The organism is Pseudonocardia sp. KRD291 (assembly GCF_019263595.1).
Taxonomy (GTDB): Bacteria; Actinomycetota; Actinomycetes; order Mycobacteriales; family Pseudonocardiaceae; genus Pseudonocardia.
This window is the reverse complement of record NZ_JADQDD010000071.1, coordinates 1-23,111: the sequence shown is the minus strand read 5'-3', so window position 1 is coordinate 23,111 and position 23,111 is coordinate 1. Positions and strand designations below refer to the sequence as shown.

Annotated in this window: 19 protein-coding genes and 1 pseudogene; 10 read left to right on the top strand and 10 right to left on the bottom strand. The window is 74.4% G+C overall.

All coding sequences use genetic code 11. The annotated features are described in order from the left end of the window. Positions 1–361: 361 nt before the first annotated feature. Complete coding sequence (locus I4I78_RS12635) at positions 362–985, top strand: transglycosylase family protein (protein WP_218611480.1); 624 nt, start codon at positions 362–364, stop codon at positions 983–985. Positions 986–1,070: 85 nt separating this feature from the next. Here I4I78_RS12635 and I4I78_RS12630 read toward each other — a convergent pair whose 3' ends face one another. Both I4I78_RS12630 and I4I78_RS12625 read right to left on the bottom strand, forming a co-directional pair. Further along, positions 1,071–1,655, bottom strand: coding sequence for a nucleotidyltransferase family protein (locus tag I4I78_RS12630; RefSeq protein ID WP_218611481.1), 585 nt, complete (start codon positions 1,653–1,655; stop codon positions 1,071–1,073). A gap of 73 nt (positions 1,656–1,728) precedes the next feature. Beyond that, entirely contained in the window at positions 1,729–1,908 is a 180-nt protein-coding gene (locus tag I4I78_RS12625; RefSeq protein ID WP_218611479.1) for a hypothetical protein, read from the bottom strand. A 177-nt stretch (positions 1,909–2,085) separates the two neighbouring features. On the opposite strand from I4I78_RS12625, the gene I4I78_RS12620 reads away from it, so the two are divergent. After that, positions 2,086–4,368 carry a helicase-associated domain-containing protein gene (locus tag I4I78_RS12620; protein ID WP_218611478.1) on the top strand — a complete coding sequence of 761 codons (2,283 nt, stop codon included), beginning with the start codon at positions 2,086–2,088 and terminating at the stop codon, positions 4,366–4,368. Between the two features lie 12 nt (positions 4,369–4,380). On the opposite strand, the gene I4I78_RS12615 is transcribed toward I4I78_RS12620, so the two are convergent. The 4 genes from I4I78_RS12615 to I4I78_RS12600 all read right to left on the bottom strand — a co-directional run bounded on the left by I4I78_RS12615 (position 4,381) and on the right by I4I78_RS12600 (position 10,088). Then, positions 4,381–4,935, bottom strand: coding sequence for an ATP/GTP-binding protein (locus I4I78_RS12615; RefSeq protein ID WP_218611477.1), 555 nt, complete (start codon positions 4,933–4,935; stop codon positions 4,381–4,383). 28 nt (positions 4,936–4,963) lie between these two features. Further along, positions 4,964–5,605 carry a DUF742 domain-containing protein gene (locus tag I4I78_RS12610; RefSeq protein ID WP_218611476.1) on the bottom strand — a complete coding sequence of 214 codons (642 nt, stop codon included), beginning with the start codon at positions 5,603–5,605 and terminating at the stop codon, positions 4,964–4,966. 62 nt (positions 5,606–5,667) lie between these two features. Then, positions 5,668–6,096, bottom strand: a complete 429-nt coding sequence (locus I4I78_RS12605) for a roadblock/LC7 domain-containing protein (RefSeq protein ID WP_130292671.1) — start codon at positions 6,094–6,096, stop codon at positions 5,668–5,670. Continuing rightward, positions 6,093–10,088, bottom strand: a complete 3,996-nt coding sequence (locus tag I4I78_RS12600) for a nitrate- and nitrite sensing domain-containing protein (protein WP_218611475.1) — start codon at positions 10,086–10,088, stop codon at positions 6,093–6,095. Before I4I78_RS12600 ends, I4I78_RS12605 begins: the two co-directional genes overlap by 4 nt. Before the next feature lie 501 nt (positions 10,089–10,589). Between I4I78_RS12600 and I4I78_RS12595 the strand changes: the two genes are divergently transcribed. From I4I78_RS12595 to I4I78_RS12585, 3 genes are all read left to right on the top strand, one after another. Beyond that, a complete protein-coding gene (locus tag I4I78_RS12595) occupies positions 10,590–12,251 on the top strand; it encodes a DNA repair helicase XPB (protein WP_218611474.1) in 1,662 nt (553 codons plus the stop codon). Between the two features lie 145 nt (positions 12,252–12,396). Beyond that, entirely contained in the window at positions 12,397–12,609 is a 213-nt protein-coding gene (locus tag I4I78_RS12590; RefSeq protein WP_218611473.1) for a hypothetical protein, read from the top strand. Between the two features lie 93 nt (positions 12,610–12,702). Further along, positions 12,703–13,041, top strand: coding sequence for a PspC domain-containing protein (locus tag I4I78_RS12585; protein WP_218611472.1), 339 nt, complete (start codon positions 12,703–12,705; stop codon positions 13,039–13,041). 50 nt (positions 13,042–13,091) lie between these two features. Here I4I78_RS12585 and I4I78_RS12580 read toward each other — a convergent pair whose 3' ends face one another. Both I4I78_RS12580 and I4I78_RS12575 read right to left on the bottom strand, forming a co-directional pair. Then, entirely contained in the window at positions 13,092–14,303 is a 1,212-nt protein-coding gene (locus I4I78_RS12580; protein ID WP_218611471.1) for a low temperature requirement protein A, read from the bottom strand. Positions 14,304–14,388: 85 nt separating this feature from the next. Next, positions 14,389–15,024, bottom strand: a complete 636-nt coding sequence (locus I4I78_RS12575) for a TIGR03086 family metal-binding protein (protein WP_218611470.1) — start codon at positions 15,022–15,024, stop codon at positions 14,389–14,391. Positions 15,025–15,088: 64 nt separating this feature from the next. On the opposite strand from I4I78_RS12575, the gene I4I78_RS12570 reads away from it, so the two are divergent. Continuing rightward, positions 15,089–16,045, top strand: a complete 957-nt coding sequence (locus tag I4I78_RS12570) for a YafY family protein (RefSeq protein WP_218611469.1) — start codon at positions 15,089–15,091, stop codon at positions 16,043–16,045. A gap of 96 nt (positions 16,046–16,141) precedes the next feature. Here I4I78_RS12570 and groL read toward each other — a convergent pair whose 3' ends face one another. Next, complete coding sequence (gene groL, locus I4I78_RS12565; RefSeq protein ID WP_218611468.1) at positions 16,142–17,782, bottom strand: chaperonin GroEL; 1,641 nt, start codon at positions 17,780–17,782, stop codon at positions 16,142–16,144. Positions 17,783–17,997: 215 nt separating this feature from the next. Between groL and glp the strand changes: the two genes are divergently transcribed. The 3 genes from glp to I4I78_RS12550 all read left to right on the top strand — a co-directional run bounded on the left by glp (position 17,998) and on the right by I4I78_RS12550 (position 21,529). Next, positions 17,998–19,290 (top strand): gephyrin-like molybdotransferase Glp, encoded by a 1,293-nt coding sequence (glp, locus tag I4I78_RS12560; protein WP_218611467.1) that lies wholly within the window; start codon positions 17,998–18,000, stop codon positions 19,288–19,290. 599 nt (positions 19,291–19,889) lie between these two features. Further along, on the top strand, positions 19,890–20,618 hold the full coding sequence (locus I4I78_RS12555) for a phosphatidylserine decarboxylase (RefSeq protein WP_218611466.1): 729 nt from the start codon (positions 19,890–19,892) through the stop codon (positions 20,616–20,618). After that, positions 20,615–21,529, top strand: a complete 915-nt coding sequence (locus I4I78_RS12550) for a phosphatidylcholine/phosphatidylserine synthase (protein ID WP_218611465.1) — start codon at positions 20,615–20,617, stop codon at positions 21,527–21,529. Before I4I78_RS12555 ends, I4I78_RS12550 begins: the two co-directional genes overlap by 4 nt. Before the next feature lie 15 nt (positions 21,530–21,544). On the opposite strand, the gene galE is transcribed toward I4I78_RS12550, so the two are convergent. Continuing rightward, positions 21,545–22,537: a UDP-glucose 4-epimerase GalE gene (gene galE / locus I4I78_RS12545; RefSeq protein WP_218611464.1), complete on the bottom strand. Its 993-nt coding sequence runs from the start codon at positions 22,535–22,537 to the stop codon at positions 21,545–21,547. Between the two features lie 25 nt (positions 22,538–22,562). Here galE and I4I78_RS12540 point away from each other — a divergent pair. Then, positions 22,563–23,111: pseudogene (locus tag I4I78_RS12540) on the top strand (ATPase); the annotation flags it as partial.

The window sequence follows — 23,111 nt, the reverse complement described above, 5'->3', positions numbered from 1 at the left end:
AGGTGTGATGTGAATCACGTTTCATCAACGGATACGTTCTGTTTCCACACCGTTTTCCGTTCGTGATTCGTAGCCCTGACCAGCAATGATGACAAAATGATCTTTAACCGACTGGTCAGGGCGTCGCACACGCTTCGTGTCGGAGGACTTTCGCTCGCCTCCGGCGCGTCGTACCTTGCCTGTGGCTCGGACGACTCCCCCATTGCGGCCGGGCCCCGGAACCGCAGCGCTCCCTGTCCGGCGGATCTCCGGCCCCCGAAGCACGGAACAACGTGGGACAGGGCGGATCGACCGGTCGGCTCGCCGACCACACCGTCACTCCCCGGCGGTGGATCCCGCAGCGCCGCGACGGAGATGTGCCATGGCTCGATACCGCGGCAAGCATCGCAAACCCAGCACCACCGGTCGCAACCTCGCACGGACCGCCGTCGCCGGCGCCGTCGTCGGAGCGCCGCTGGTGACCCTCATGCCCGCGGCCAACGCCGCGACCGACTCGACCTGGGACAAGCTCGCGCACTGCGAGAGCACCGGGAACTGGGCGGCCAACACCGGTAACGGCTTCTCCGGCGGCCTGCAGTTCACGAAGTCCACCTGGAAGGCCTTCGGTGGCGGGCAGTACGCCTCGGCCGCGCACCAGGCCAGCCGCACCGAGCAGATCGCGGTCGCCGAGAACGTGCTCGCCGAGCAGGGCTGGAACGCCTGGCCGTCGTGCTCGAAGAAGGTCGGCGCCTCCGGCAAGTCCACACCGCGCGACGTCGAGGCGGACAGCGGGACGAGCGCCCCGGAGCGCAAGCGCCTCAGCGCCCCGGCGCCCGCCGCCGCCCCGGCCGCGCCCGGCGCGTCCTACGTGGTCAAGTCGGGCGACACGCTCGGCAAGATCGCCGCCGCGAACGGGATGGGCGACTGGAAGCAGCTGCTCGCGAAGAACCCGGGCCTCGGTGGCGGGGACATGATCCACCCCGGCCAGAAGCTCGTCGTCCGCTAGGACGACGCAGGGGAGAAGACCTCCGTCGCGCCCCGGCGCGGCGCGGACCAGCTGTCCGCGCCGCACCGGGGCGTTCTGCGTCCGCTCAGGCGCCGGTGAGGCGGCGCAGCTGCTCGGGGGTGTCGACGTCGTCCGGGACGGCCAGGTCCCCGCACTCGACGAGCTCGAGGTCGGGGTGGCCCGCGAGGTAGCCGCGGGCGCCGGCGTCACCGGTCGCCGACCCGGCCACGCCCGCCCAGTGGTGGCGGCCGATCAGCACCGGGTGCCCGGCCGTCCCGTCGTAGGCGGCACGGCGCAGCACGTCCGGGCCGGGGCCGTTGCGGGGATCGGCGGCGCCGGGGCCGGCCCGCGCGGTGCGCCGGATCGCCTCCGGAGTGATCCCGGGCAGGTCCACCAGGTGCACCAGCGCGGCGTCCGGGACGGGCAGGAGCCCGGACAGCGCGTGCAGCCCCCGCCGCAGGGAGGCGCCCATCCCCTCGTCCCAGTCGTGCGCGACGACGGTGCACACGTCCGCGGGCAAGCCGTCGGCGCGTAGCGCGGACTCGACCTCCGCGGCGTGCGCGCCCAGCACGACCGTCACCGGGTCGCACCCGCCGGCGCGCAGCACCCGGACGGCGCGCACGGCGAGGCGCTCGCCGTCGAGCCGCACGAGGGCCTTCGGGCCGCCCATCCGCCGTCCCGCGCCGCCGGCCAGCAGGAGGCCGGCCACGGCGGGCGGGACGTCGGGGGTGATGGCGGGGCCTCTAGCGGTTGATCTCGGTGACCGGGTGCTCGTAGGGCACCTCGGTCAGCGGGAACTCGACGTCACCGAAGGGGGACATGTTGCCCTGCACCGGTCCGAGCAGCTCGGTGAGCGGGTGCTCGCCGTCGGGCAGCTCGGGCCAGGCGGGGTCGATCCGGCTGGTGTCGAAGGCCTTCGCCACGGTCTCTCCTGACGTTCCTCGGGCGGGGCGCCGCGGGCGCCCCGGGTCGCGACCAGTATCCCGTACCGGACGCGCGGAGTCTCCCCCGCGTCGCGGCCCGTGGTGAGGCCGCCGGTCGCGGTGCTGTGGCGACGGTCGCGGTGAGCGCGACGGTGCGGCACGACTACCGTGGTGGGGATGCAGACGTCCCTGGTCGACTGGCTGCGCGGTCGCGACGACGAGACCCTCGCCGCGCTGCTGCGGGTGCGGCCGGACCTCGCCGTGCCGCCGCCCGCCGACCTGACCGTGCTCGCCACCCGGGCCGGGATCCGCGCCTCGGTGCAGCGGGCCTGCGAGGAGCTCGACACGGTGGCGCTGGCGGTGCTGGAGGCGCTCGTCGTCGCCGGTGCCGAGGCCGAGCCCGTCGGGGCAGGCGAGGTCGCCCGCCTCCTCGGGCCGGACGTCCCGGACGGGTCGGCCGGGGCCGGGCTCACCGCGTTGCGGGACCGGGCGCTGGTCTGGGGGCCGGACGACGGTGTGTCCCTGGTGCCCGCGGCGCGCGAGGTCGTCCCGACCTACCCCGCGGGCCTGGGCCGCCCGGCGAGCGGCCCGGCGGCCGTCGACGACCTGGCCGGCCTGCTCGCCGACGTGGGCTCCGACGAGCAGCGGGTCCTCGACGCGCTCGTCGACGGCCCGCCGATCGGGCGCAGCCGCGGGGCGTCGGACCCGTCCACGCCGGTCGGCCGGCTGATCGCGCGGGGGCTGCTGCTGCGGGTGGACACCGAGACGGTGGAGATGCCCCGCCAGGTCGGGCTCGCGCTGCGCGGCGACCACCCGATGGGCGACATCCGCCTCGACCGCCCGGACGTCGCGACGAAGGACCGCGACCCGGCCACCGTGGACGGCACCGGCGCCGGCGCGGCGCTGGAGTTCCTGCGGCGTGCTGACCTGCTGATCGACTCCTGGGGGCGGAACCCGCCCGGGGTCCTGCGTTCCGGCGGGCTCGGCGTGCGCGACCTGCGCCGGGCCGCCAAGGACTGCGACACCGACGAGACGACGGCGGCGCTGCTGGTCGAGGTGCTCCGCGCGGCGGACCTGGTCGGCGAGACCGAGGCGACGCAGCCCGAGTGGCTGCCGACCACCGCCGCCGACGCCTGGCGGGCGAGCCCGGACGAGACCCGCTGGGCGGAGCTCGCCCGCGCCTGGATCGACCTGCCCCGGCTGCCCGGCCTGGTCGGGCGCCGCGACGACGCCGACCGCCCGATCGCGGCGCTGTCCGACAGCGTCCGGCGCCCGCCTGCGGCGCGGGACCGCCGCCGGGTGCTGAGCGCGCTCGCCGAGATGCCGCCCGGCCGTTCGGTGGGGTCGCCGGCCGCGCTGGCCGACCTGCTGGCCTGGCGGGCGCCCCGGCGCGGCGGCAGGCTGCGCGACGACGTCGTGTCCTGGACGGTCGCCGAGGCGACCGCGCTCGGCGTGGTCGCCCTGGACGCGCTGACCACGGCCGGGCGCGTCCTGCTCGACCCGCCGACCAGCAGCCCGGCCGAGCTGTCCGGCGCGCTCCACGCGGCGCTGCCGGAGCCGATCGAGCACGTCCTGCTCCAGGCCGACCTGACGGCCGTGGCGCCCGGGCGGCTGTCCCCGGAGCTGGCGCACGAGCTGGGGGTCCTGGCCGACATCGAGTCCGCGGGCGGCGCGAGCGTCTACCGGTTCACCGAGCACAGCCTGCGCCGGGCACTGGACACCGGCCGCTCCGCGGCCGACGTCCGGGCGACCCTGGCCGCGCGCTCGGCCACCCCGGTCCCGCAGTCGCTGTCCTACCTCGTCGACGACGTCGCCCGCCGGCACGGACGGTTGCGCGCCGGGACCGCGGCGTCGTTCCTGCGTTCCGACGACGAGGTGCTGATCTCCGAGGTGCTCGCGCACCAGGACGCGGCCGGGCTGGGGCTGCGCCGCATCGCCCCGACGGTCGCGGTCAGCTCGCTGCCGCTGGCCGAGGTGCTCGACGGGCTGCGCGCGGCCGGCTTCAGCCCGTCCGCCGAGGACGCCGGCGGCGCGGTGCTGGATCTCGGGGAACGCGGACGGCGGACCGAGCCGCGGCGCCGCAGCCGCGCGGGGGCGGTGACCGAGGGCCCACCCGCCCGGCAGGCCGAGGACCTGGTGGCGCGGATGCGTTCCGGCGACACGCTGGCCGGGTTGCGCCCGGGCGCGGACCGCAGGCGCGGCACCGGGCTCGAGAGCCCGGCCGAGGCCGCCGCGGCGATCCGCGGGTCGACCACGACGCTCGCCTCGTTACAGGACGCGGCGCGCAACCGCCAGAACGTCTGGATCGGCTACGTCGACTCGCACGGGGTCGCGGGGGAGCGGGTGCTCGCCCCGACGACGATCGGCGGCGGCGTCGTCGAGGGCCGCGACGCCCTCGACGGCGAGATCCGGCGGGTGCCGCTGCACCGGATCACGTCGGTCGCCGTCGTCGACCACTAGCGCGGGGCGCGACTAGCGCGGGGCGCCGGCCGCCATCCGCTGGTGCATGGCGTGCTGGACGAGCGCGATCAGGCACTCCTTGGTGGAGGCGCGGTTGCGCGCGTCGCAGGTGACCATCGGGACCGACGGGTCGATCGACATCGCCTCGCGGACGTCCTCGACGTCGTGCGCGAGGATCCCGTCGAACGCGTTCACCCCGACGACGTAGGGCAGGTTGCGGTCCTCGAAGAAGTCGATCGCGGCGAACGAGTCGGCCAGCCTGCGGGTGTCGACCAGCACGACGGCGCCGATGGCGCCGCGGACCAGGTCGTCCCACATGAACCAGAACCGCTGCTGACCCGGCGTACCGAACAGGTACAGCACCAGCTCGGCGTCCAGCGACACCCGGCCGAAGTCCATCGCGACCGTGGTCGAGACCTTGTTCGGGGTGGCCGACAGGTCGTCGTGCGACGCACTGGCCTCGGTCATCACGGCCTCGGTGGTCAGCGGCATGATCTCGGAGACGGAGCCGACGAACGTCGTCTTCCCGACGCCGAAGCCGCCGGCCACCACGATCTTGGCCGACATCGTCGCGGTGCGGGCGACGGGTTGTGGCCTAGAGCCGACGGAGTCCACTCAGAACCCTTTCCATCAGCGCGAGGTCCGGCAGGTTGCCGGCGGTACTCGCGGTCTGGTGCACGGTCACGGTGCCTCCCGCGGCCATGTCCCCGAGCAGGACCCGGGCCACGCCGAGCGGGAGGGAGAGCAGCGCGGCCACCTCGGCCACCGAGCGGGTCTGCTCGAGCAGCAGGTCCGCCACCGAACGGTGCTCCATCGGGAGCCGGTCGAGCTGGCTGCGCGCCCGGTTGCTGACCGAGACCAGGGTCTCGATGGCCAGCTCGTAACCGGACTTGGTCCGGCCCCCGGTCCAGGCATAGGGCCGGACCGAGGAGGCGCCCCCCACCGGTGGCGACGACGGCGGCGCCGGTGCAGGTGGCGGTGCGGGAGCCTGGGGCGCCCTGCCCTGCTCCGTCGCGAGCTCCGCCGCCGTGGGCGGCATCCCGTACGCGGCCGACCCGGCGATCGGCCCGGTGAGCTCCGCCGGGGCCGGCGGCGGCTCGGCGGCGTCCGCGGACGAGGAGTTGCGTCCCCACCTGCGCTTCTTGGGCTTGCGCCCGGCGTCGAGGCTGAACCCGTTCATCACGTCGGCGAACGTGGGTTCGTGCCGGCGGTCGTCGTCGTCCGGACCGGTACTCATCGGATCTCACCTGCCTTGGCCGATCCTGCGGTGGGGGACATGGAAGGTACTCGCTCGCCGGGTCAGGGCCCGAAGGAGCCCTGGAGCTCCGCGCGCAGCTCCGGGGTGAGGAGCTGCCCGACCCGGTCGACCAGCAGCGTCATCTCGTAGCCGACCAGGCCGATGTCGCAGCTCGGCGACGCGAGCACGGCCAGGCAGGACCCGTCGCTGATCGACATCAGCAGCACGATCCCGCGGTCCATCTCGACGACGGTCTGTACGACGCCGCCGGCGTCGAAGCAGCGCGCCGCGCCCTGGGTCAGGCTGATCAGCCCGGACGCGACGGCGGCGAGCTGGTCGGCGCGGTCCCGGGGAAGGCGGTCCGAGGACGTCAGCAGCAGTCCGTCGGACGACACCACGATCGCGTGCGCCACTCCGGGGACGCGCTCGGCGAAGTTCGTGACCAGCCAGCCGAAACGGCTCTGACTCGGCTGTGCCTGTGGTGCCCTCACGTGTTCTCCTCGTGTTCGGACGTGTTGGAACGGTCGCCGGACGGTTCGGGGTTACCGTTTCCGGCTCGACTGGTGCGGCCCACGGCGCTCTCGCGACCCTGGCGCACCCCCTGCTGGTAGCTGGCCAGCCGCCCGCGCACGTTCTCGGCGCTGCGCGTCTCGGACGTGGGCGGGCTCAGCACGGTGGATCCTGCCGCACTGCCCGGGAGCAGCCGCGCGCGCGGGCGCCGCTTGGGCAGCCCGGCCGAGGTCAGGTCGTCGGAGCGGTCCGGCCCGTCGGCCCCGGCCGAGGCCTGGCGCCAGACCGCGTCGGCGGGCGAGGCGAAATCGGCCTCGTCCACGGCGGGCCCGGCCTGGGCCTGGGCGACGGCAGCCGCCGAAGCGGCGGGTCGCGGTGACGGGCTCGGGCGGGACGGCGCGTCCGCGCCGGCCTCCCCGCCGCCGGTGTCGGCCCCGTTCGCGGGGCCGCCGTCCTGCCAGCGGACCGGGACCGAGCGGTTCGACCGGAACCACGCCGACGCGATCTCCTCGAAGATCGGCGTGGTCTGGCCGATGTCGTGGCCCCCACCGGCCCGGGCGGTCTCCATGCCGCCGGGACGGCGCAGCTGCCCGCGGTCGCCCTCGACCGGGACGGCCGGTGCGAACAGCGCGTCCGGGTTCGGGGCCGCCGGGTTCTGCGACACCGGGTTCTGGACCGCCGGGTTCTGGGGCCCGTTGTTGCGCGGCCCGGGACCCGAGGGAGCCGGAGCGCCCGGAACCTGGCCGGCGGGGACCTGCGGACGCCGCTGCGGTCCCGCGGGGCCGCCGGGCATCACCGGACGTCCGGACGGCGCGAGCCGCGGGCGGACGGGCAGATCGCCCCGTCCCGGAGCGGCGCCGCCCATCGGCTGCCGGGCCGCGGCCGGGCGGGTGACGGGCAACGCCGTGGTCTCGGAGTCGGCGTCGTCGACCGGGCCCTGCCCGGCCCCTTCCTGCCCGGCGGGATCCCGGAACGTACCGGGGGCCCCGTCCGGCCGTCCGGTGACGGACAGGCCGTGCGCCGGGGTCGCCTCGTTCTCGCCGGCGGATCCCACGGAGTCGGCGGAGTCGGCGGGGCCCGTCTCGGGCCGCGCGGCCGTCTCGTTCCCGACCGCGGCGGCGGACGCGGTCTCCGGCACGTCCGGGGTGTGCTCCCCGACGTCCGCGTCGTCGTCCCGGGTGTCCGCCGGAACCGCATCGGCGAGTTCGGGCTGCGCCTCGGCGACGTCGGTGGGCTCCGCATCCGGTCCATCGGCGTCCGGCCGGTCGGCGTCCGGCGCGCCGGACCCGTTCCGGGCCTGCGCGGCCGCGTCCCGGCCGTCCTCGACGGTCCCGTGCGGGGTGGCGTCCTGCTCGTCGGCGGGCCGGTCGTCGTGGTCGCCGCGGCGCCCGACCGCGGCGGCCACCGCCCCGCCGACCGCGGCCGCGGCGGCGCCGAACAGCGGTCGCCGGGAGTCGCGCTCCCCGGCCGGTTCCCCGGCCGGTCGCGCGGGGTCCTTCCCGTCGTCGGCGGAGGCCTCGGAGGAGGACCCGCCCTCGCGGGAGCCCGGGTCGTCCTGCCGGTCGGGGGTGACCGCGGGCCGCTCGCCGGTGCCGGTGGCCCCGGAACCGTTCTGGTCCGGGACGGACGGGGTGAACATGTCCGCCCCGTCGTCGGTGGTGTCCCGGGGGCCGGCCGGGACGAACGCCTGGGCGCCCACGATCCCGCCCGGTGCCGAACCGTTCACCGAGGTTTCCTGACCGGTGGGCGACTGGTCGGTGTCGGTAGACGGAGTGGTCCCGTTGCGCCGCAAGGCGGAACCGGGGGTACGCGTCGGCAGCTTCGGCGCCGACCCGTTGCGGGCCTGCCCGGAGCCCGACTCGAACGTCGGGGTCATCGGGCCGTCCGTGCCGGCCACCATCGACGGGAGCGAGCCGTTGCGGCCGGCCCCGTTGATCGCCGTCCGCGGCCGGTCCTCGGCGGCCGGCATCGGCCAGGAACCGGTGGTGGAGCCGTTCTGCTGCGCGGGAAGCGCCGCGGGGTCCTCGCGGCGGGGGACCGGCGCGGCGGACGGGATCAGTGCGGCCGGGATCGTCACCGAGGCGCTCAGGCCGCCGCTGCGGCCCGCCCCGGACGCCGACGACAGCCGGACGCCGACGCGGTGCCGGGCCGCCAGGCGCCCGACCACGAACAGGCCCATCCGGCGGGACGCGGACACGTCGACCTCGGACGGCCCGCCGAGACGCTGGTTCGCGTCCGAGAGCTCGGCGTCGGCCATGCCGACGCCGCGGTCCGCGATCTCGATCAGCAGCGACTCGTCGGTGGTGCGGGTCGTGCTCATCACGACCTGCGAGTCCGGCGGCGAGAAGTTCGTCGCGTTGTCGAGCAGCTCGGCCAGAAGGTGCACCAGGTCGTTCGCGGCGCGCCCGGCCACGGTGGCGGTCGGTGGCGTCTGCACCACGACCCGCTGGTACTGCTCGACCTCGGACACCGCTGCCCGCAGCACGTCCACGACCTGCACCGGGGCGACGTTGCGCTTGGCCAGGTCGGTGCCGGCGAGGACCAGCAGGTTCTCGCTGTTGCGCCGCATACGGGTGGCCAGGTGGTCGAGCTGGAACAGGTTCGAGAGCTGGTCCGGGTCCTGCTCGTTGCTCTCCAGCTGCTCGATCAGCTGCAGCTGACGCTCGACCAGGGCCTGGCTGCGCCGCGACAGGTTGACGAACATGCTGTTCACGTTCTGCTGCAGCGCGGCCTGGTCGGCGGCGAGGCGGATGGCCTGCCCGTGCACCGCGTCGAACGCGCGGGCCACCTGGCCGATCTCGTCGCGGCTCTCCAGCGGCACCGGCTCGACCAGGGCGCTGGGCGCCTGGCCGGCGCGCATGCTCTGCACCGCCTGCGGCAGGCGCCGCTCGGCGACGTCGAGGGCCGAGGTGCGCAGCACGCGCAGCGAGCGGACGAGCTGGCGCCCCAGCAGCAGGATGATCCCGATGGTGAGCAGCAGGCCCAGCATCAGCAGCACGGAGTTCAGGCCGGCCGTGTTTCCGGCGTCCTCCGCCGCGCGGGTCCGGCCGCCGACGAACGCGTCCTCGGCCTGCTGCGTCGAGTTGCGCACGACGGTCGAGGACCGGTCCACCGCGGAGTTCCAGGCCGCCGGGTCGGCCACCACGGGCCGCTCGGCGGGCGTGGCCATGATGGTGTCGCGCAGGGCCGCCCGGTCGTTGTTCGCCGGGTCCTGGTCGAAGTTCCCGAACTGCGCGACCTGCTCCGGGGTCAGCGAGGCCTGGAAGTCGCTCGCGGCCGCCTGGTAGGAGGCCTCCGCGCCGTTGACCAGGGCCTTCTGCGGCTCCTGGAGCTGAGACGCCGCGATCGCGCCGTTCAGCACCGTCCGCTCGAGCTCGAGGGCCTCCAGCGCGTTGCCGCCGGAGCCGAGTGCGGTCACCAGACCCGCGGTGTCGGCGGTCTGCAGCTGCCCGAGCAGGGCCCGGTCCAGGCCCAGCGTGCGCTGCACGACCGAGGTGTAGCGGGTGGTGACCTCCAGCGCGGGGACCGGGCCGGCGGTGACCTGCGAGCGGATGACCGGAAGCTGGGCCAGCGTCGTCTCGGCCTGGCGACGGGCGGTGGAGAGCTGGGGCGCCTGCGCCTCGGCGGCGTCGAGCTGCTGGGTGGTCCGCTCGACGGCCTGGTCCGTCGCGGTCTGGGCGCTGTCCACCGCACCCCGGTCACCGAGCCGGTTGCCGGCGACGAAGGTCACCGCGGCGGACCGTTCCGCCTGCAGGGACCGGCCGAGCGCGCCGATCTGCTGGTGCACACCGACCAGGCCGCTGCCCTGCCCGAGCTCCTCGGCCACGTTCGCCTGGTCGATCACCCGGACCGCGCCGATGGTCAGCGCCAGGATCGTGGGGACCAGGCCGACGACGGCCAGCTTGGTGACCAGGCTCCAGTTGCGCGGGTCGAGTCGTTCGGACCACGTGCGGCGGTGTTCCGTACTGGTCACGTCAAGGTCTCCCTGTCGGGTTCCGGTGCGGGCAGCGGGCTCCCCGGACGACGGCCACGGGCATCGTGACCGTCGGCGGCACGGTGCGGGCGGTGGGCGCTGGGCGGGGCGGCCGGGCCGGACGGACCCGGACGCGGCCCCGTGACGGGGAGGGGGAGCATCGGCTGTACTGGTGCGCCTTTCCGATCGCGGTGGACACGCGCCACGGCCTGCCGTCGAACCCCTGTTCGGGGCCGGGACGACGTTCCGTCCGCCTCCACTCCGACACGCGCCGACCGGGTGTCGGCGAGCCTGGAGAGGATATCCGGATATGATCGATGTGGGTCTCGTCTGAACTTTGCGGAAGGACCCGAAGTCTAGCCGCTGTGGCGGGCCCGTCCCGAGTGGCGTAATGGGCGTTCCGGCCCGATCACGTGGTGTGACCCACGACGACCGCTCGCCGATCCGCACCGCCCGGCGGACCCGGGAAGCTCATGCTGCGGCAGGGAAGGGATTCGCTCCGTGACCGACGGACCACTGATCGTGCAGTCCGACAAGACCCTGTTGCTCGAGGTCGACCACGCCGACGCGCCGGCGGCCCGTGCGTCGATCGCACCGTTCGCCGAGCTGGAACGCGCCCCCGAGCACGTGCACACCTACCGGGTCACCCCGCTGGCGCTGTGGAACGCGCGTGCCGCGGGGCACGACGCCGAGCAGGTCGTCGACGCCCTCGTGCGCTGGTCGCGCTACCCGGTCCCGCAGGCCCTGCTCGTCGACGTCGTCGACACGATGGGCCGGTACGGGCGCCTGCAGCTGTCCAACCATCCCGCGCACGGACTCGTGATGACCGCGCTCGACCGCGCCGTGCTGGCCGAGGTCCTCCGGCAGAAGAAGATCGCGCCGATGCTCGGGGCGAAGGTCGACGAGGACACCGTGGTCGTGCACCCGTCCGAGCGCGGGCGGCTCAAGCAGGCGCTGCTCAAGGTCGGCTGGCCGGCCGAGGACCAGGCCGGCTACGTCGACGGCGAGGCGCACAAGATCGAGCTCGACCAGTCGAACTGGCAGCTGCGCGACTACCAGGCCCAGGCCGTCGACGGGTTCTGGGACGGCGGCTCCGGCGTCGTCGTACTCCCGTGTGGCGCCGGCAAGACCCTGGTCGGCGCCGCGGCGATGGCCCGGGCCGGCGCGACCACGCTGATCCTGGTCACCAACACCGTCTCCGGGCGGCAGTGGAAGCGCGAGCTGATCGCGCGCACCAGCCTGACCGAGGAGGAGATCGGCGAGTACTCCGGCGAGCGCAAGGAGATCCGCCCGGTCACGATCGCGACCTACCAGGTCGTCACCCGCAAGACCCGGGGTGAGTATCGCCACCTGGAGCTGTTCGACTCCCGGGACTGGGGCCTGGTCGTCTACGACGAGGTGCACCTGCTGCCGGCGCCGGTGTTCCGGATGACCGCCGACCTGCAGTCGCGCCGCCGGCTCGGCCTCACCGCGACACTGGTCCGCGAGGACGGCCGGGAGGGCGACGTGTTCTCCCTGATCGGCCCGAAGCGCTACGACGCACCGTGGCGCGACATCGAGGCGCAGGGCTGGATCGCCCCGGCCGAGTGCATCGAGGTCCGGGTGACGCTGACCGACGCCGAGCGGATGGCCTACGCCACCGCCGAGGCCGAGGAGCGCTACCGGATGGCCTCGACCGCGCACACGAAGCTGGCCGTGGTCCGGGCCATCCTGGACAAGCACCCCGACGAGCCGACCCTGGTCATCGGCGCCTACCTGGACCAGCTCGACGAGCTCGGCGAGGTGCTGGACTCCCCGGTCATCCAGGGCTCGACGCGGAACAAGGAACGCGAGTCGCTGTTCGAGCAGTTCCGCAAGGGCGAGATCAGCCGACTGGTCGTGTCCAAGGTCGCGAACTTCTCGATCGACCTGCCGGAGGCGACGGTGGCGGTGCAGGTGTCCGGCACCTTCGGGTCGCGGCAGGAGGAGGCGCAGCGCCTCGGCAGACTGTTGCGCCCCAAGGGCGACGGCCGGCAGGCGCACTTCTACTCGGTGGTCTCGCGCGACACGGTCGACACCGACTACGCGGCGCACCGCCAGCGCTTCCTGGCCGAGCAGGGCTACGCCTATCGGATCGTCGACGCCGACGACCTGCTCGGCCCGGCCCTGCCCGACGCGGGCTGACCGGCCCGCCGCACCCGCCCGCCGCGGTCATCCGATCCGGGGTGTGCCAGGCGGTCTCCCCGCTCGTTGGGCACACTGGACGGCGAGCCGGCCCGGCCACGACCCTGCCGGGTCGCGGCCCGCCGCCGGTGGAGAGGAGGTCCACGTGTCGCTCGGCCTGTGGATCGTCCTCGGCATCGCGGTCTGGCTGGTGCTGGGGGTCGCCGTGGCGCTGCTGGTCGGACGGATCGCGCGCCACCGTGACCGTCAGGTCCCCGACGACGCCCCCGGCACCCCGGAGCCCGGGCCGGCCGAGCAGCCGTCACCGTCCGGTCGCGGGGCCCCCGGGCCGGGAGGACAGCCGGACGGGCGCACCTGAGGCCCGTCCCCGAGGATTCCCGGCACCGGGTCCGGGAAGGTGTCCGGGGTTCGCCGGAGGCCGGTGACCGCCGCCGCGGGCAGGCTCGGTCGCATGGACACCACAGAGAACCGCACCGGAACCGACCCGACCACCCCGGAGATCGGCGAGGCGGCCGCGCCGTACGCCGCCTCCCCGGGCGTCGCGGTCCTGAGCGCCGCCGGGCCCCCGGCCCGCGAACGCCGCCGGTTCACCCTCCGGCGCAGCCGCACCGACGTGATGCTCGGCGGGGTCTGCGGCGGGCTGGCCGGCGAGCTCGAGATCGACCCGGCCCTGCTCCGGATCGCGACGGTCACGCTGACCCTGTTCACCGGGGGCGGCCTCGCGCTGGTCTACCTCGCGGCCTGGATCCTCGCGCCGCGCGAGGACCCCGCCGTGGGCGCGGCGGTCTGAGCCGGTCCGGTGGCCCGTCAGGGGGTCGGGCCACCGGAGCCGGTGACCGGTCAGCCGTGGTGGCTCGAGTGCCGGATCGCGTGCCGCTGTTCGGCGAACGTGTGTGTCTCGATGCCGACCAGCGCGACCAGCACCGCGGCCACCACCAGGAGCGTGAGCAGCGCCGGGATCAGGGCCAGCAGCGGGGAGAGCACCAGCAGCAGGACGGCCGTCCCGATCCGCAGGACGCTCGTCTCACCGGTCAGGTACCGCTTGAAACCGACGTAGCCGAGCAGCACCAGCGCGATGCCACCGACGAGCGCGGCGAGCGGGACGCCGTAGAGCGGGTCGGTCAGCTCGTGCTCCTCGCCGCCGCCCACGTAGAGCAGGACCTTCTTCAGCCCCAGCGACAGCATGATGATCCCGACGACCACCGGCAGGTGCAGGAACGAGTAGCCGCCGCGGGCCATCCGGATCTGCCGGTCGCCGTCCGCCTCGGCCAGCGACCGTTCGCAGACCAGCGAGCTGACGTCGAAGTAGGACCACCAGAGCGCACCGGAGACCGCCAGCCCCAGCGCGGACGCGGCGATGATCGGCCAGGAGACGGGCAGCTCGGCCACGCCGATGCCGATCGAGACGATCGACTCGCCGAGCGCGACGATGACGATCAGCCCGTGGCGTTCGGCGAAGTGCGCGGCCGAGGCCAGTCGCCACTTCGTCCCGGCCAGCGCGGTGCCGAGGTAGTCGCCGAGCAACGCGGCCACCCAGAGCAGCGTCTGCACCGTTCCGGTGGTCTCCGAGGCGACCAGCAGCAGCACCGTGCCGGCGCCCATCGAGATCCCGAACCGCAGGACCTGCCCGCGCAGTTCCGGGTCGCCGTGGCTGACCAGGAGAAACAGCACCAGGTGGATCGCACGCACCAGGAAGTAGCAGACCGCGAACACGACCGGGCCGGACAGCCCGCCCGGCAGGTCCTCGAACGCCTCGGGGATCGAGATCGCGGCGACGAACACGGCCGCCATGGCCACGAACATGCCGACCCGCATCACGCCCTCGTCGGCCTTGACCACGTTGCCCAGCCAGCTGTAGCAGACCCAGCACCACCACATGACGCCGAGGATCAGGGCGCCCCGCAGGACCGACTCCGGCGTCGGGTCGTCGGCCATCCAGTCCGTGACCCGGGTCAGCGCGAACACGAAGACCAGGTCGAAGAACAGCTCCAGCGGCGTCACCGCGGACCGGGCCGGGTTCGACTCGAAGCGGATGCGGGGCGAGGTCGTCATGGGTGCAGATCCTGGCAGCACCGTTGCGTCCCGAGAAGTACGGGTGCGCGGGCGGCCGGCGTGACCCGGACCGCCCGCGCCCTGCTCAGCGCCGGTGGCCCGACCAGTTCGCGAGCCGCTCGGTCGGCCCGGCGTCCGGGGCCGGGGTCACCACCGCCCCGAACGGCACCGGGCCGCCGCGCATCTCCGCCGGAAGCAGCGTCCGGGCGACGGCCAGCACCGCCTCGGCCAGGTCGGGGTCGGCCTCCGGGTCCTGTCCGGTGGCGACGGCCAGGTCCCAGCCGTGCACCAGCGTCTCGTTGAGGTAGCCGCCCAGGGCCTCCCGCCCGGGGACCTCGCCCCACGGCACGCGCACGGTGCGCTCCAGCAGCGCGGAGCCCTCCGCGCCGCCCCAACCCGCCCGCAGGGCGGCGACCTCGTCCGCGTACGCCGCGGCCGGCCCGGTGTGCTGCAGGTCGGTGCTGACGAGCGGCAACTTCATCGGGTCGGCGCCCTCGGCGATCGCCCGGGGACGCCGAGCGGTGGTCACCAGGTGCCCGAGCAGGGTGCGGACGTCGAAGCCCTCGCAGGGGGTCGGGTCGCCCATCCGGTCCTCGGGCACGGCGGCGGCGAGCCCGGCGACCCAGTCGAGCGCGCGGAACCAGTGCGGGCGCGGGTCGTTCCCGACGGCCCCGGGAGCGGCCGGTGTGGAGAGTGTGGTGGATGCGGTTCGTGTCGTCATGGCGGCAACGATGGCGGCCAATCACGACACCTTGTGTCGTGATTTTCTGGCAGTCTCACAGTCCGTGCGCGCGGACCGTCTGCTCTCCCTGATGCTGTTGCTGCGTCACCGCGGCCGGATGACCGCGGCGGCGCTGGCCGCCGAGCTCGAGGTGTCCGAACGGACGGTGCTGCGCGACGTCGACGCCCTGTCCACGGCCGGCATCCCGGTCTACGCCGAGCGCGGGCGGGCCGGTGGGTTCGCCCTGCTGCCCGGGTTCTCCACGGACCTGACCGGCCTGACTCCCGGGGAGGCGGTGGCCCTGCTGACGTCGGGGGCGGCGTTGACTCCAGGTGCCCTCGGCCTGGGCACGGAGTTCTCGTCGGCGATGCGCAAAGTGGTGGCGTCGATGCCCGAGCAGGCCCGGGCCGGCGCGACCGGTGCCGCTGAGCGCGTGCTGGTCCGCCGGGGCGGCTGGCTCTCCGACCCCGGCGACGGGCCGGGCGACGCGCTCGCCGCCGTCCAGCACGCGGTGTTCGCCGGCCGACGGCTGCGCATCGTCTACGCCTCGCGCGGCGACGACACCCCGCGCCCGCGCATGATCGACCCGATCGGTCTGGTCGAGGCGGCCGGCCGCTGGTACCTGCTGGCCGTCGACGGCGGCGCCGACCGGACCTACCGGGTCTCCCGGATCGCCTCGGCCGAGGAGCTCGACGAGCCCGCCCTCCGGCCCGAGGGCGTGGACCTGGAGAAGCTGTGGCTGCGCCGCCGGGAGGAGTTCCGCGAGCGGCTCCCGGGGATGCCGGTCCGCCTCCGGGTCGCCGCTGCCCGCCGCGACGAGCTGGCCCGTGCCTCGGTCGTGGTCGTCGCCGAGCACCCGGTCGCGGACGGCACGCTCGAGGTCGACGCGCTCGTCGGCGACCTGCACCACGCCGAACGCGCCCTCTGGACGCTGACTCCCGACGCCGAGGCGCTGCACCCGCCCGAGCTCCGGCAGGCCCTGCGCGCCCGCGCCGAGGCCGTCCGCACGGCTCACGCCTGACCGGGGAGCGGGTGAACCGTCCGGACATGCCGCAGGGGCGGCACCGGTTGCCCGGTACCGCCCCTGGGAGTGGTGCGTGGTGCTAGGAGGCGTGGATCAGAAGTCCATGCCGCCCATGCCGCCCATGCCACCGGTCGGGTCGCCCCCGCCGCCACCGGAGTTCTTCTCCGGCTTGTCGGCGATGACGGCCTCGGTGGTCAGGAACAGCGCCGCGATGGACGCCGCGTTCTGCAGCGCCGAGCGGGTGACCTTGGCCGGGTCGATGATGCCCGCGGCGATCAGGTCCTTGTACTCGCCGGTCGAGGCGTCGAGCCCCTCACCGGAGGGCAGGTTCCGGACCTTCTCCGCCACGACGCCGCCCTCGAGGCCGGCGTTGACCGCGATCTGCTTGAGCGGGGCCTCCAGCGCGACCTTGACGATGTTCGCGCCGGTCGCCTCGTCCCCGTCCAGGCCGAGACCCTCGAACAGGCCGGCACCGGCCTGGATGAGGGCGACGCCGCCACCGGCGACGATGCCCTCCTCGACGGCCGCCTTGGCGTTGCGGACGGCGTCCTCGATGCGGTGCTTGCGCTCCTTGAGCTCGACCTCGGTGGCCGCGCCCGCCTTGATCACCGCGACACCGCCGGCCAACTTCGCGAGACGCTCCTGGAGCTTCTCGCGGTCGTAGTCGGAGTCGGTGCGGTCGATCTCGGCACGGATCTGCGAGACGCGACCGGCGATCTGGTCGGCGTCACCGGCACCGTCGACGATGGTGGTCTCGTCCTTGGTCACGACGACCTTGCGGGCGGTGCCCAGCAGCGACAGGTCGGCGTTGTCCAGCTTGAGGCCGACCTTCTCCGAGATGACCTCGCCACCGGTCAGGATCGCCATGTCGGCGAGCATGGCCTCGCGGCGGTCACCGAAGCCCGGGGCCTTGACGGCGACGGACTTGAAGGTGCCACGGATCTTGTTGACGACCAGGGTGGCCAGGGCCTCGCCCTCGACGTCCTCCGAGATGATCGCCAGCGGCTTGCCCGACTGCATGATCTTCTCGAGCAGCGGCAGCAGGTCCTTGACCGTGGAGATCTTGGACGAGACGAGCAGGATGTAGGGGTCCTCGAGCTCGACCTCCATCCGCTCGGCGTCGGTCACGAAGTAGGGCGAGATGTAGCCCTTGTCGAAGCGCATGCCCTCGGTGAGCTCGAGCTCGAGCCCGAAGGTCTGCGACTCCTCGACCGTGATGACGCCTTCCTTGCCGACCTTGTCCATCGCCTCGGCGATGAGCTCGCCGATCTGCTTGTCGGCGGCGGAGATGGAGGCCGTGGCAGCGATCTGCTCCTTGGTCTCGACCTCCTTGGCGCTCTTGAGCAGCGCCTGGGAGACGGCCTCGGTGGCCTTCTCGATCCCGCGCTTGAGGCCCATCGGGTTCGCACCCGCGGCCACGTTGCGCAGGCCCTCGCGGACGAGCGCCTGCGCCAGCACGGTGGCGGTGGTGGTGCCGTCACCGGCGATGTCGTCGGTCTTCTTGGCGACCTCCTTCACCAGCTCGGCGCCGATCTTCTCCCAAGGGTCCTCGAGCTCGATCTCCTTGGCGATCGACACGCCGTCGTTGGTGATGGTGGGCGCGCCCCACTTCTTCTCCAGGACGACGTTGCGGCCACGCGGGCCGAGCGTCACCCGGACGGCGTCCGCGAGGGTGTTCATCCCTCGCTCGAGGCCGCGACGGGCCTCCTCGTCGAACGCGATCATCTTCGCCATGGGGGTGTTGCCCTCCGATAGACATGAACTTTGGTCGGACCCGGTGCCCGCGACGGACGACCGGCAACCCTGCGCCGGTCTCACCGACCCGACCTGGCACTCCACAGCATCGAGTGCCAGTGGACTCCGACTCCGTTTCTAGCACTCGCAGGGGGCGAGTGCAAGGCGCCCCGCCCCGGCGCCCTCCGCTCCCGCGCGCGCGGGAGGATGGCCCGATGAGCGCCTCCCCGTCGTCGTCCTGGTCCTCCGCCGGTGGGTCCGCCCCGCGCTCGGTGGCCGAGCACGCGGCGGTGGTGGCGTCCCTGGTCGCGGCCACCGCGGTCGAGCGGGTGCCGCTGTCCGAGGCGAGCGGGCGGGTGCTCGCCGAGGACCTCGCGTCGGTGGTCGCGCTGCCGCCGTTCGACAACTCGGCGATGGACGGCTACGCGGTGCGCGCCGCCGAGGTCGCGGACGCCTCCGAGGCGGCTCCGGTGCGGCTGCCGGTCGGTGCGGACATCCCGGCCGGACGGGTGGACGTCCCGGTGCTCGAGCCGGGCACCGCCCACCGGATCATGACCGGCGCCCCGGTCCCGGAGGGCGCGGACGCGATCGTCCCGGTCGAGCGGACCGACGCCGGCACCGAGACCGTCGCGATCGGCGCGCCCGCCGAGGCCGGCGCGCACGTCCGGCTCTCCGGGGAGGACGCGGCGGCCGGACAGGTGCTGCTCAGGGTCGGGACGGTGCTCGCCGCGCCGCAGATCGGTCTGGCCGCCGCCTGCGGCTCGGCCACGCTCGCGGTGCGCCGCCGTCCGCACGTGCTCGTGCTCTCCACCGGTTCCGAGCTGGTCGCGCCGGGAACGCCGCTGGAGCCGGGCCAGATCTACGAGTCCAACGGCACGATGCTCGCCGTCGCGGTCCGGGAGGCCGGAGCCACCGCCGAGCAGCTGAGCTTCGTCCCGGACGACGTCGAGAAGTTCCGCGCGGTGCTCGCGGAGAAGGCGGTGGCCGGTGTCGACCTGGTACTCACCTCGGGCGGGGTGAGCGCGGGCGCCTACGAGGTCGTCAAGGACGCGCTCACCGGCAACGGCGTGGAGTTCGGCAAGGTCGCCATGCAGCCCGGCGGGCCGCAGGGCGCCGGGCGGCTGCGACTCGACGGCGCCGGTGCAGAGAGTGCCGGCGTCGAGGGTGCCGGTGTCGCCGTGGTGACTCTGCCGGGCAACCCGGTCAGCTCGCTCGTCTCGTTCGAGGTGTTCGTCCGGCCCGCACTGCGGGCGGCGATGGGGCACCCGAGCCCGAGCCGGCCGGTCGTCACGGTCCGGCTGGACGGTTCGCTGAGCTCGCCGGCCGGTCGCCGGCAGTTCCGTCGCGGGGTCCTGGACGCCCGCGCCGGTACCGTCTCCGAGATCGGGACGCCCGCCTCTCACCTGATCGGGGCGCTCGCCCGGGCGGACTGCCTGATCGACCTGCCGGCCGAGTTGCAGCGGGTGAACGACGCCGACCCGGTCGACGTCTGGCTCCTCGAGGGGTGACCCGCACCGCGGGCGACGGCCGTACGAGGGCCGTACGCAGGGCGCGGGCGAGGGTCGCGCCACGCCGGGTATTGGGCTAACCTATTGGAATGTGACCCAAGTCATAGGCCGACCGGGCAACGATCTCACGCCGCGCGACGTCGAACAGAGTGAACATTCGGCCGATCGGTGTAGATCAGTGGTTCCGCCAACGGTGATCTAGACGACGGGTCGTCAGCTCAGGAATACTTTTACCGGTGGAGGGGTAGTCCCTTCACAGCACAGAGCCCACCGCCCGTCGCTGGGGAGCGGACGAGCGGTTCCAAGGCCGGGGTCGTCGTCTCGGGGGATGACGGCCCCGGCCCTTTGCGTACCCCCGGTCGTCACCGGATGTCCGCCGGGCCGCCGCCACGCCGACCCCGGGCCCGGCACCGGTTCGCGGACCGTCCGGCGTAGCGTGTCGCCGACAGTCCGGATCGGCGCGCATGTCCTGGTCGTCCCCTCGACCCGGAGGCCGGCACCGGCGCAGCGCAGACCGACAGCACCGGCTGCGGCCGTCGCCGGTCACCTTCGACGGTGGCCCGCGCGCCCTGTCGGTGCGGAGGAGCCGACTACCACCCATGCCCGACTCCACCGGGACATCGCCGACCCACATCGCCCGTCTGGTGCGGGAGGCGATCCCGCCGATGCACCCGGGCGGTCGCCCGATCGTCGCCGGCGTCGGCCTGGCCGCGGCCGGCCTGCGTGTGCTGACCGGGCGGGGCGGCGCGGCCGGGCTGCTCGCCACCGCCGCCGTGGCCGCGTTCTTCCGGGCCCCGCACCGCACACCCCCCGCCCGGACCGACGTGGTGCTCGCATCCGCCGACGGCACGGTCGCGACCGTCGGTGAGGTCGTCCCGCCGGCCGAGCTGGACCTGCCGCGCGAGCCCTGCGTGCGGGTGAGCGTCTTCCTCTCGCTGCTCGACGTGCACGTCCAGTGGGTGCCGGTGCACGGTCGCGTGCGCGCGGTCGCCTACACCCCCGGCGCGTTCCTGTCCGCCGACCTGGACAAGGCCAGCGAGGACAACGAACGCAACGCGATCACCGTCGAGACGGTGCGGGGCGACCGCGTCGGCGTCGTGCAGATCGCCGGGCTGCTGGCCCGGCGGATCGTCTGCCCGCTGCGGGCGGGCGACGAGGTCGCGGCCGGCGAGCGGTTCGGCCTGATCCGGTTCGGATCCCGGGTGGACACCTACCTGCCCCCGGGGTCGGTCGCGCTGGTGACGCCCGGGCAGCGCAGCGTCGGCGGGGAGACCGTGCTGGCCGAGCTGCCGGCGCGGCCCGGCGGGAGCCAGGGGCCGCGGGAATGAGCCCCGGGACCCCGCGCCGCCCCGAGGGCGGCTACCCCGCGGGGGTGCGGCTGCTGCCGAACGCGGTGACCGTGCTGAACCTGTGCGCCGGGCTGTCCGCGGTGTACTTCGCGCTGGGCGGCCGGTTCGAGTTCGCGATCGGCGCGATCGCGGCCGCGGGGCTCTGCGACGCGCTCGACGGCGGGCTGGCCCGGCTGCTCGACGCCAGCAGCCGGATCGGTGCCGAGCTGGACTCGCTGGCCGACCTCGTGTCCTTCGGCGTGGCCCCGGCACTGGTCATCTACATCTGGGGGCTGCAGGACACCCGTGCCGGCTGGATCGTGGCGCTGGTGTTCGCGGTGTGCATGGCGCTGCGACTGGCCCGGTTCAACACCCTGATCGACGACGACTCGGCGCCGCCGTTCGCCCGCGAGTTCTTCGTCGGCGTCCCGGCCCCGGCCGCCGCGATGACCGCCGGGATCCCGCTCTACCTGTGGCTGCACCTGGGCCCGGGCTGGTGGTCGTCGACGATCCCGGTCTCGATCTGGGCGCTGTTCACCGCGGGCCTGATGGTCAGCAGGCTGCCCACGCTGTCGCTGAAGACGGTGCGGGTGCCGCAGCGGGCGATCGCGCCGCTGCTGGTGGCCGTCTGCGTGATCGTCGCGGTGCTGCTCACCGTGCCGTTCCTCGGGATGGCGATCGCGGCGTTGGTCTACCTCGCACTGATCCCCTACACCGTCTACCGGTACCGCTGGCTGTCCCGGCACCCGGAGGCCTGGGACGTGCCGGTCCGCCAGCGCCGGGCCGTCGCCCGGGCCGCCCGGTCGGCGCGGCGTCTGGGCCTGCGCCCGCCGCTGCGGCGCCGGGTCGCCGGACGGGCGGGAGCGATGGCGCGCGGGATGGCCCGCCGTCTGGGCCTGCGTCGCCGCTGACCCTCTCGACCGGGGTCAGGGGGCGAGGCGTTCGTCGCGGACGGCGGCCCAGCGCAGGGAGTCGGTGATGCCCTCGGCGACGGTGTGTCGTGCGGTCCACCCGAGCAGGGTCCGCGCACGGTCGCTGCGGGTGTAGGCGCCGGCGACGTCCCCGGGACGGGCGCCGGCGGTGCGGACCGCCACCGGCTCGTCGACGACGCCGTTGAACGCCTCGATGAGCTCGGTGACCGTCGTGCCGGTCCCGGTGCCCAGGTTGATCGCGAGCGAGCGGTGCCCGTCCAGCACGCCGTCGAAGCGCTGCAGCGCCGCGACGTGCGCGGCGGCCAGGTCCCAGACGTGGACGTAGTCGCGGATGCCGGAGCCGTCCCGGGTCGGCCAGCCGGTGCCGGTGACCGAGAACGCGACGCCGGTGTCGCGGGCCTCGATGAGCTTGCCGAGCGCGTGGCTGGGGCGGCGCAGCGCCAGGCCGGTGCGCAGCGACGGGTCGGCGCCGATCGGGTTGAAGTAGCGCAGCGACAGCACGCGCAGCGGCGTGCCGGCGGCGACGTCGGCGAACATCTGCTCGCAGACGGCCTTGGTGCGCGCGTACGGGCTCTCCGGCCCGATCGGGGACGCCTCGTCGACGCTGAAGTCGTCGTTCGCGCGGTAGATCGAGGCGGACGAGCTGAACAACATCCGGGTCACGCCGTGCCGGAGCAGGTGCCCCACGAACTCCAGGCTCGCCGACACGTTGGCCCGGTAGTAGCCGACCGGGTCGGCGACCGAGTCCGGGACGACGATCAGCGCGGCGCAGTGCACGACGGCGGCGATGTCCGGGTGCTCGGTGAACACCCGGTCGATCACCGCGCCGTCGGCGATGTCGCCCTCGACGAAGTGGCGCCCCTCGGTGAACTCGCGCCGCCCGGTGACGAGGCTGTCCAGGATCACCGGCTCGATCCCGGCGTCGGTGCAGGCGGAGGCGACCGTGCTGCCGATGTAGCCGGCGCCACCGGAGATCAGGACCTTCATCGGTGGGGACGATAGCGTGGGCGGCGTGCCGGACCCGTCGCTGACCCTGGTCGCCCGCCTGGCCTCGTCGGCCGCCGACTCCCGACGGGGGGTGGTCCGGCTGCACCCCGAGGTGCTCGACGCGCTCGGCCTGCGCTCCTGGGACGCGGTGTCGCTCACCGGTTCCCGGGTGACCACCGCACTCGCCGTCGCGGCCGGGAACGGCGCGGTGCCCGGGCAGGCCCGCCTCGACGACGTGACGCTGTCCAACGCCGGGCTCACCGACGGCGCGCAGGTCGTGGTCTCCCCGGCCGCGGTCGCACCGGCCCGCACGGTGCGCCTCGCCGGGTCCCGGCTGGCCAGCTCCATGGTCACCCCGGAGACCGCGCGGCTGGCGCTGATGGGCAAGGTGCTCGCGCCCGGCGACGCGGTGTCGCTGCTGCCCCAGGACATCGCCCCGCCGCCCGGCGCCGACGTGCACTCCGCGCGCCGCGCGCTGAGCAACGCGATCGGCGGCGCGTGGACCAGCGAGCTGCTGACCGTCGCCGAGGTGGAGCCGGCCGGGACGGCGGTGGCCGTGCAGCCCTCGACGGTC

Coding starts and splice junctions, on each gene's coding strand:
- I4I78_RS12635 (WP_218611480.1), top strand. CDS start 362: ATGGCTCGATACCGCGGCAAGCATCGCAAACCCAGCACCACCGGTCGC.
- I4I78_RS12630 (WP_218611481.1), bottom strand. CDS start 1,655: ATGGGCGGCCCGAAGGCCCTCGTGCGGCTCGACGGCGAGCGCCTCGCC.
- I4I78_RS12620 (WP_218611478.1), top strand. CDS start 2,086: ATGCAGACGTCCCTGGTCGACTGGCTGCGCGGTCGCGACGACGAGACC.
- I4I78_RS12615 (WP_218611477.1), bottom strand. CDS start 4,935: ATGTCGGCCAAGATCGTGGTGGCCGGCGGCTTCGGCGTCGGGAAGACG.
- I4I78_RS12610 (WP_218611476.1), bottom strand. CDS start 5,605: ATGAGTACCGGTCCGGACGACGACGACCGCCGGCACGAACCCACGTTC.
- I4I78_RS12585 (WP_218611472.1), top strand. CDS start 12,703: ATGGACACCACAGAGAACCGCACCGGAACCGACCCGACCACCCCGGAG.
- I4I78_RS12580 (WP_218611471.1), bottom strand. CDS start 14,303: ATGACGACCTCGCCCCGCATCCGCTTCGAGTCGAACCCGGCCCGGTCC.
- I4I78_RS12575 (WP_218611470.1), bottom strand. CDS start 15,024: ATGACGACACGAACCGCATCCACCACACTCTCCACACCGGCCGCTCCC.
- groL (WP_218611468.1), bottom strand. CDS start 17,782: ATGGCGAAGATGATCGCGTTCGACGAGGAGGCCCGTCGCGGCCTCGAG.
- glp (WP_218611467.1), top strand. CDS start 17,998: ATGAGCGCCTCCCCGTCGTCGTCCTGGTCCTCCGCCGGTGGGTCCGCC.
- I4I78_RS12555 (WP_218611466.1), top strand. CDS start 19,890: ATGCCCGACTCCACCGGGACATCGCCGACCCACATCGCCCGTCTGGTG.
- I4I78_RS12550 (WP_218611465.1), top strand. CDS start 20,615: ATGAGCCCCGGGACCCCGCGCCGCCCCGAGGGCGGCTACCCCGCGGGG.
- galE (WP_218611464.1), bottom strand. CDS start 22,537: ATGAAGGTCCTGATCTCCGGTGGCGCCGGCTACATCGGCAGCACGGTC.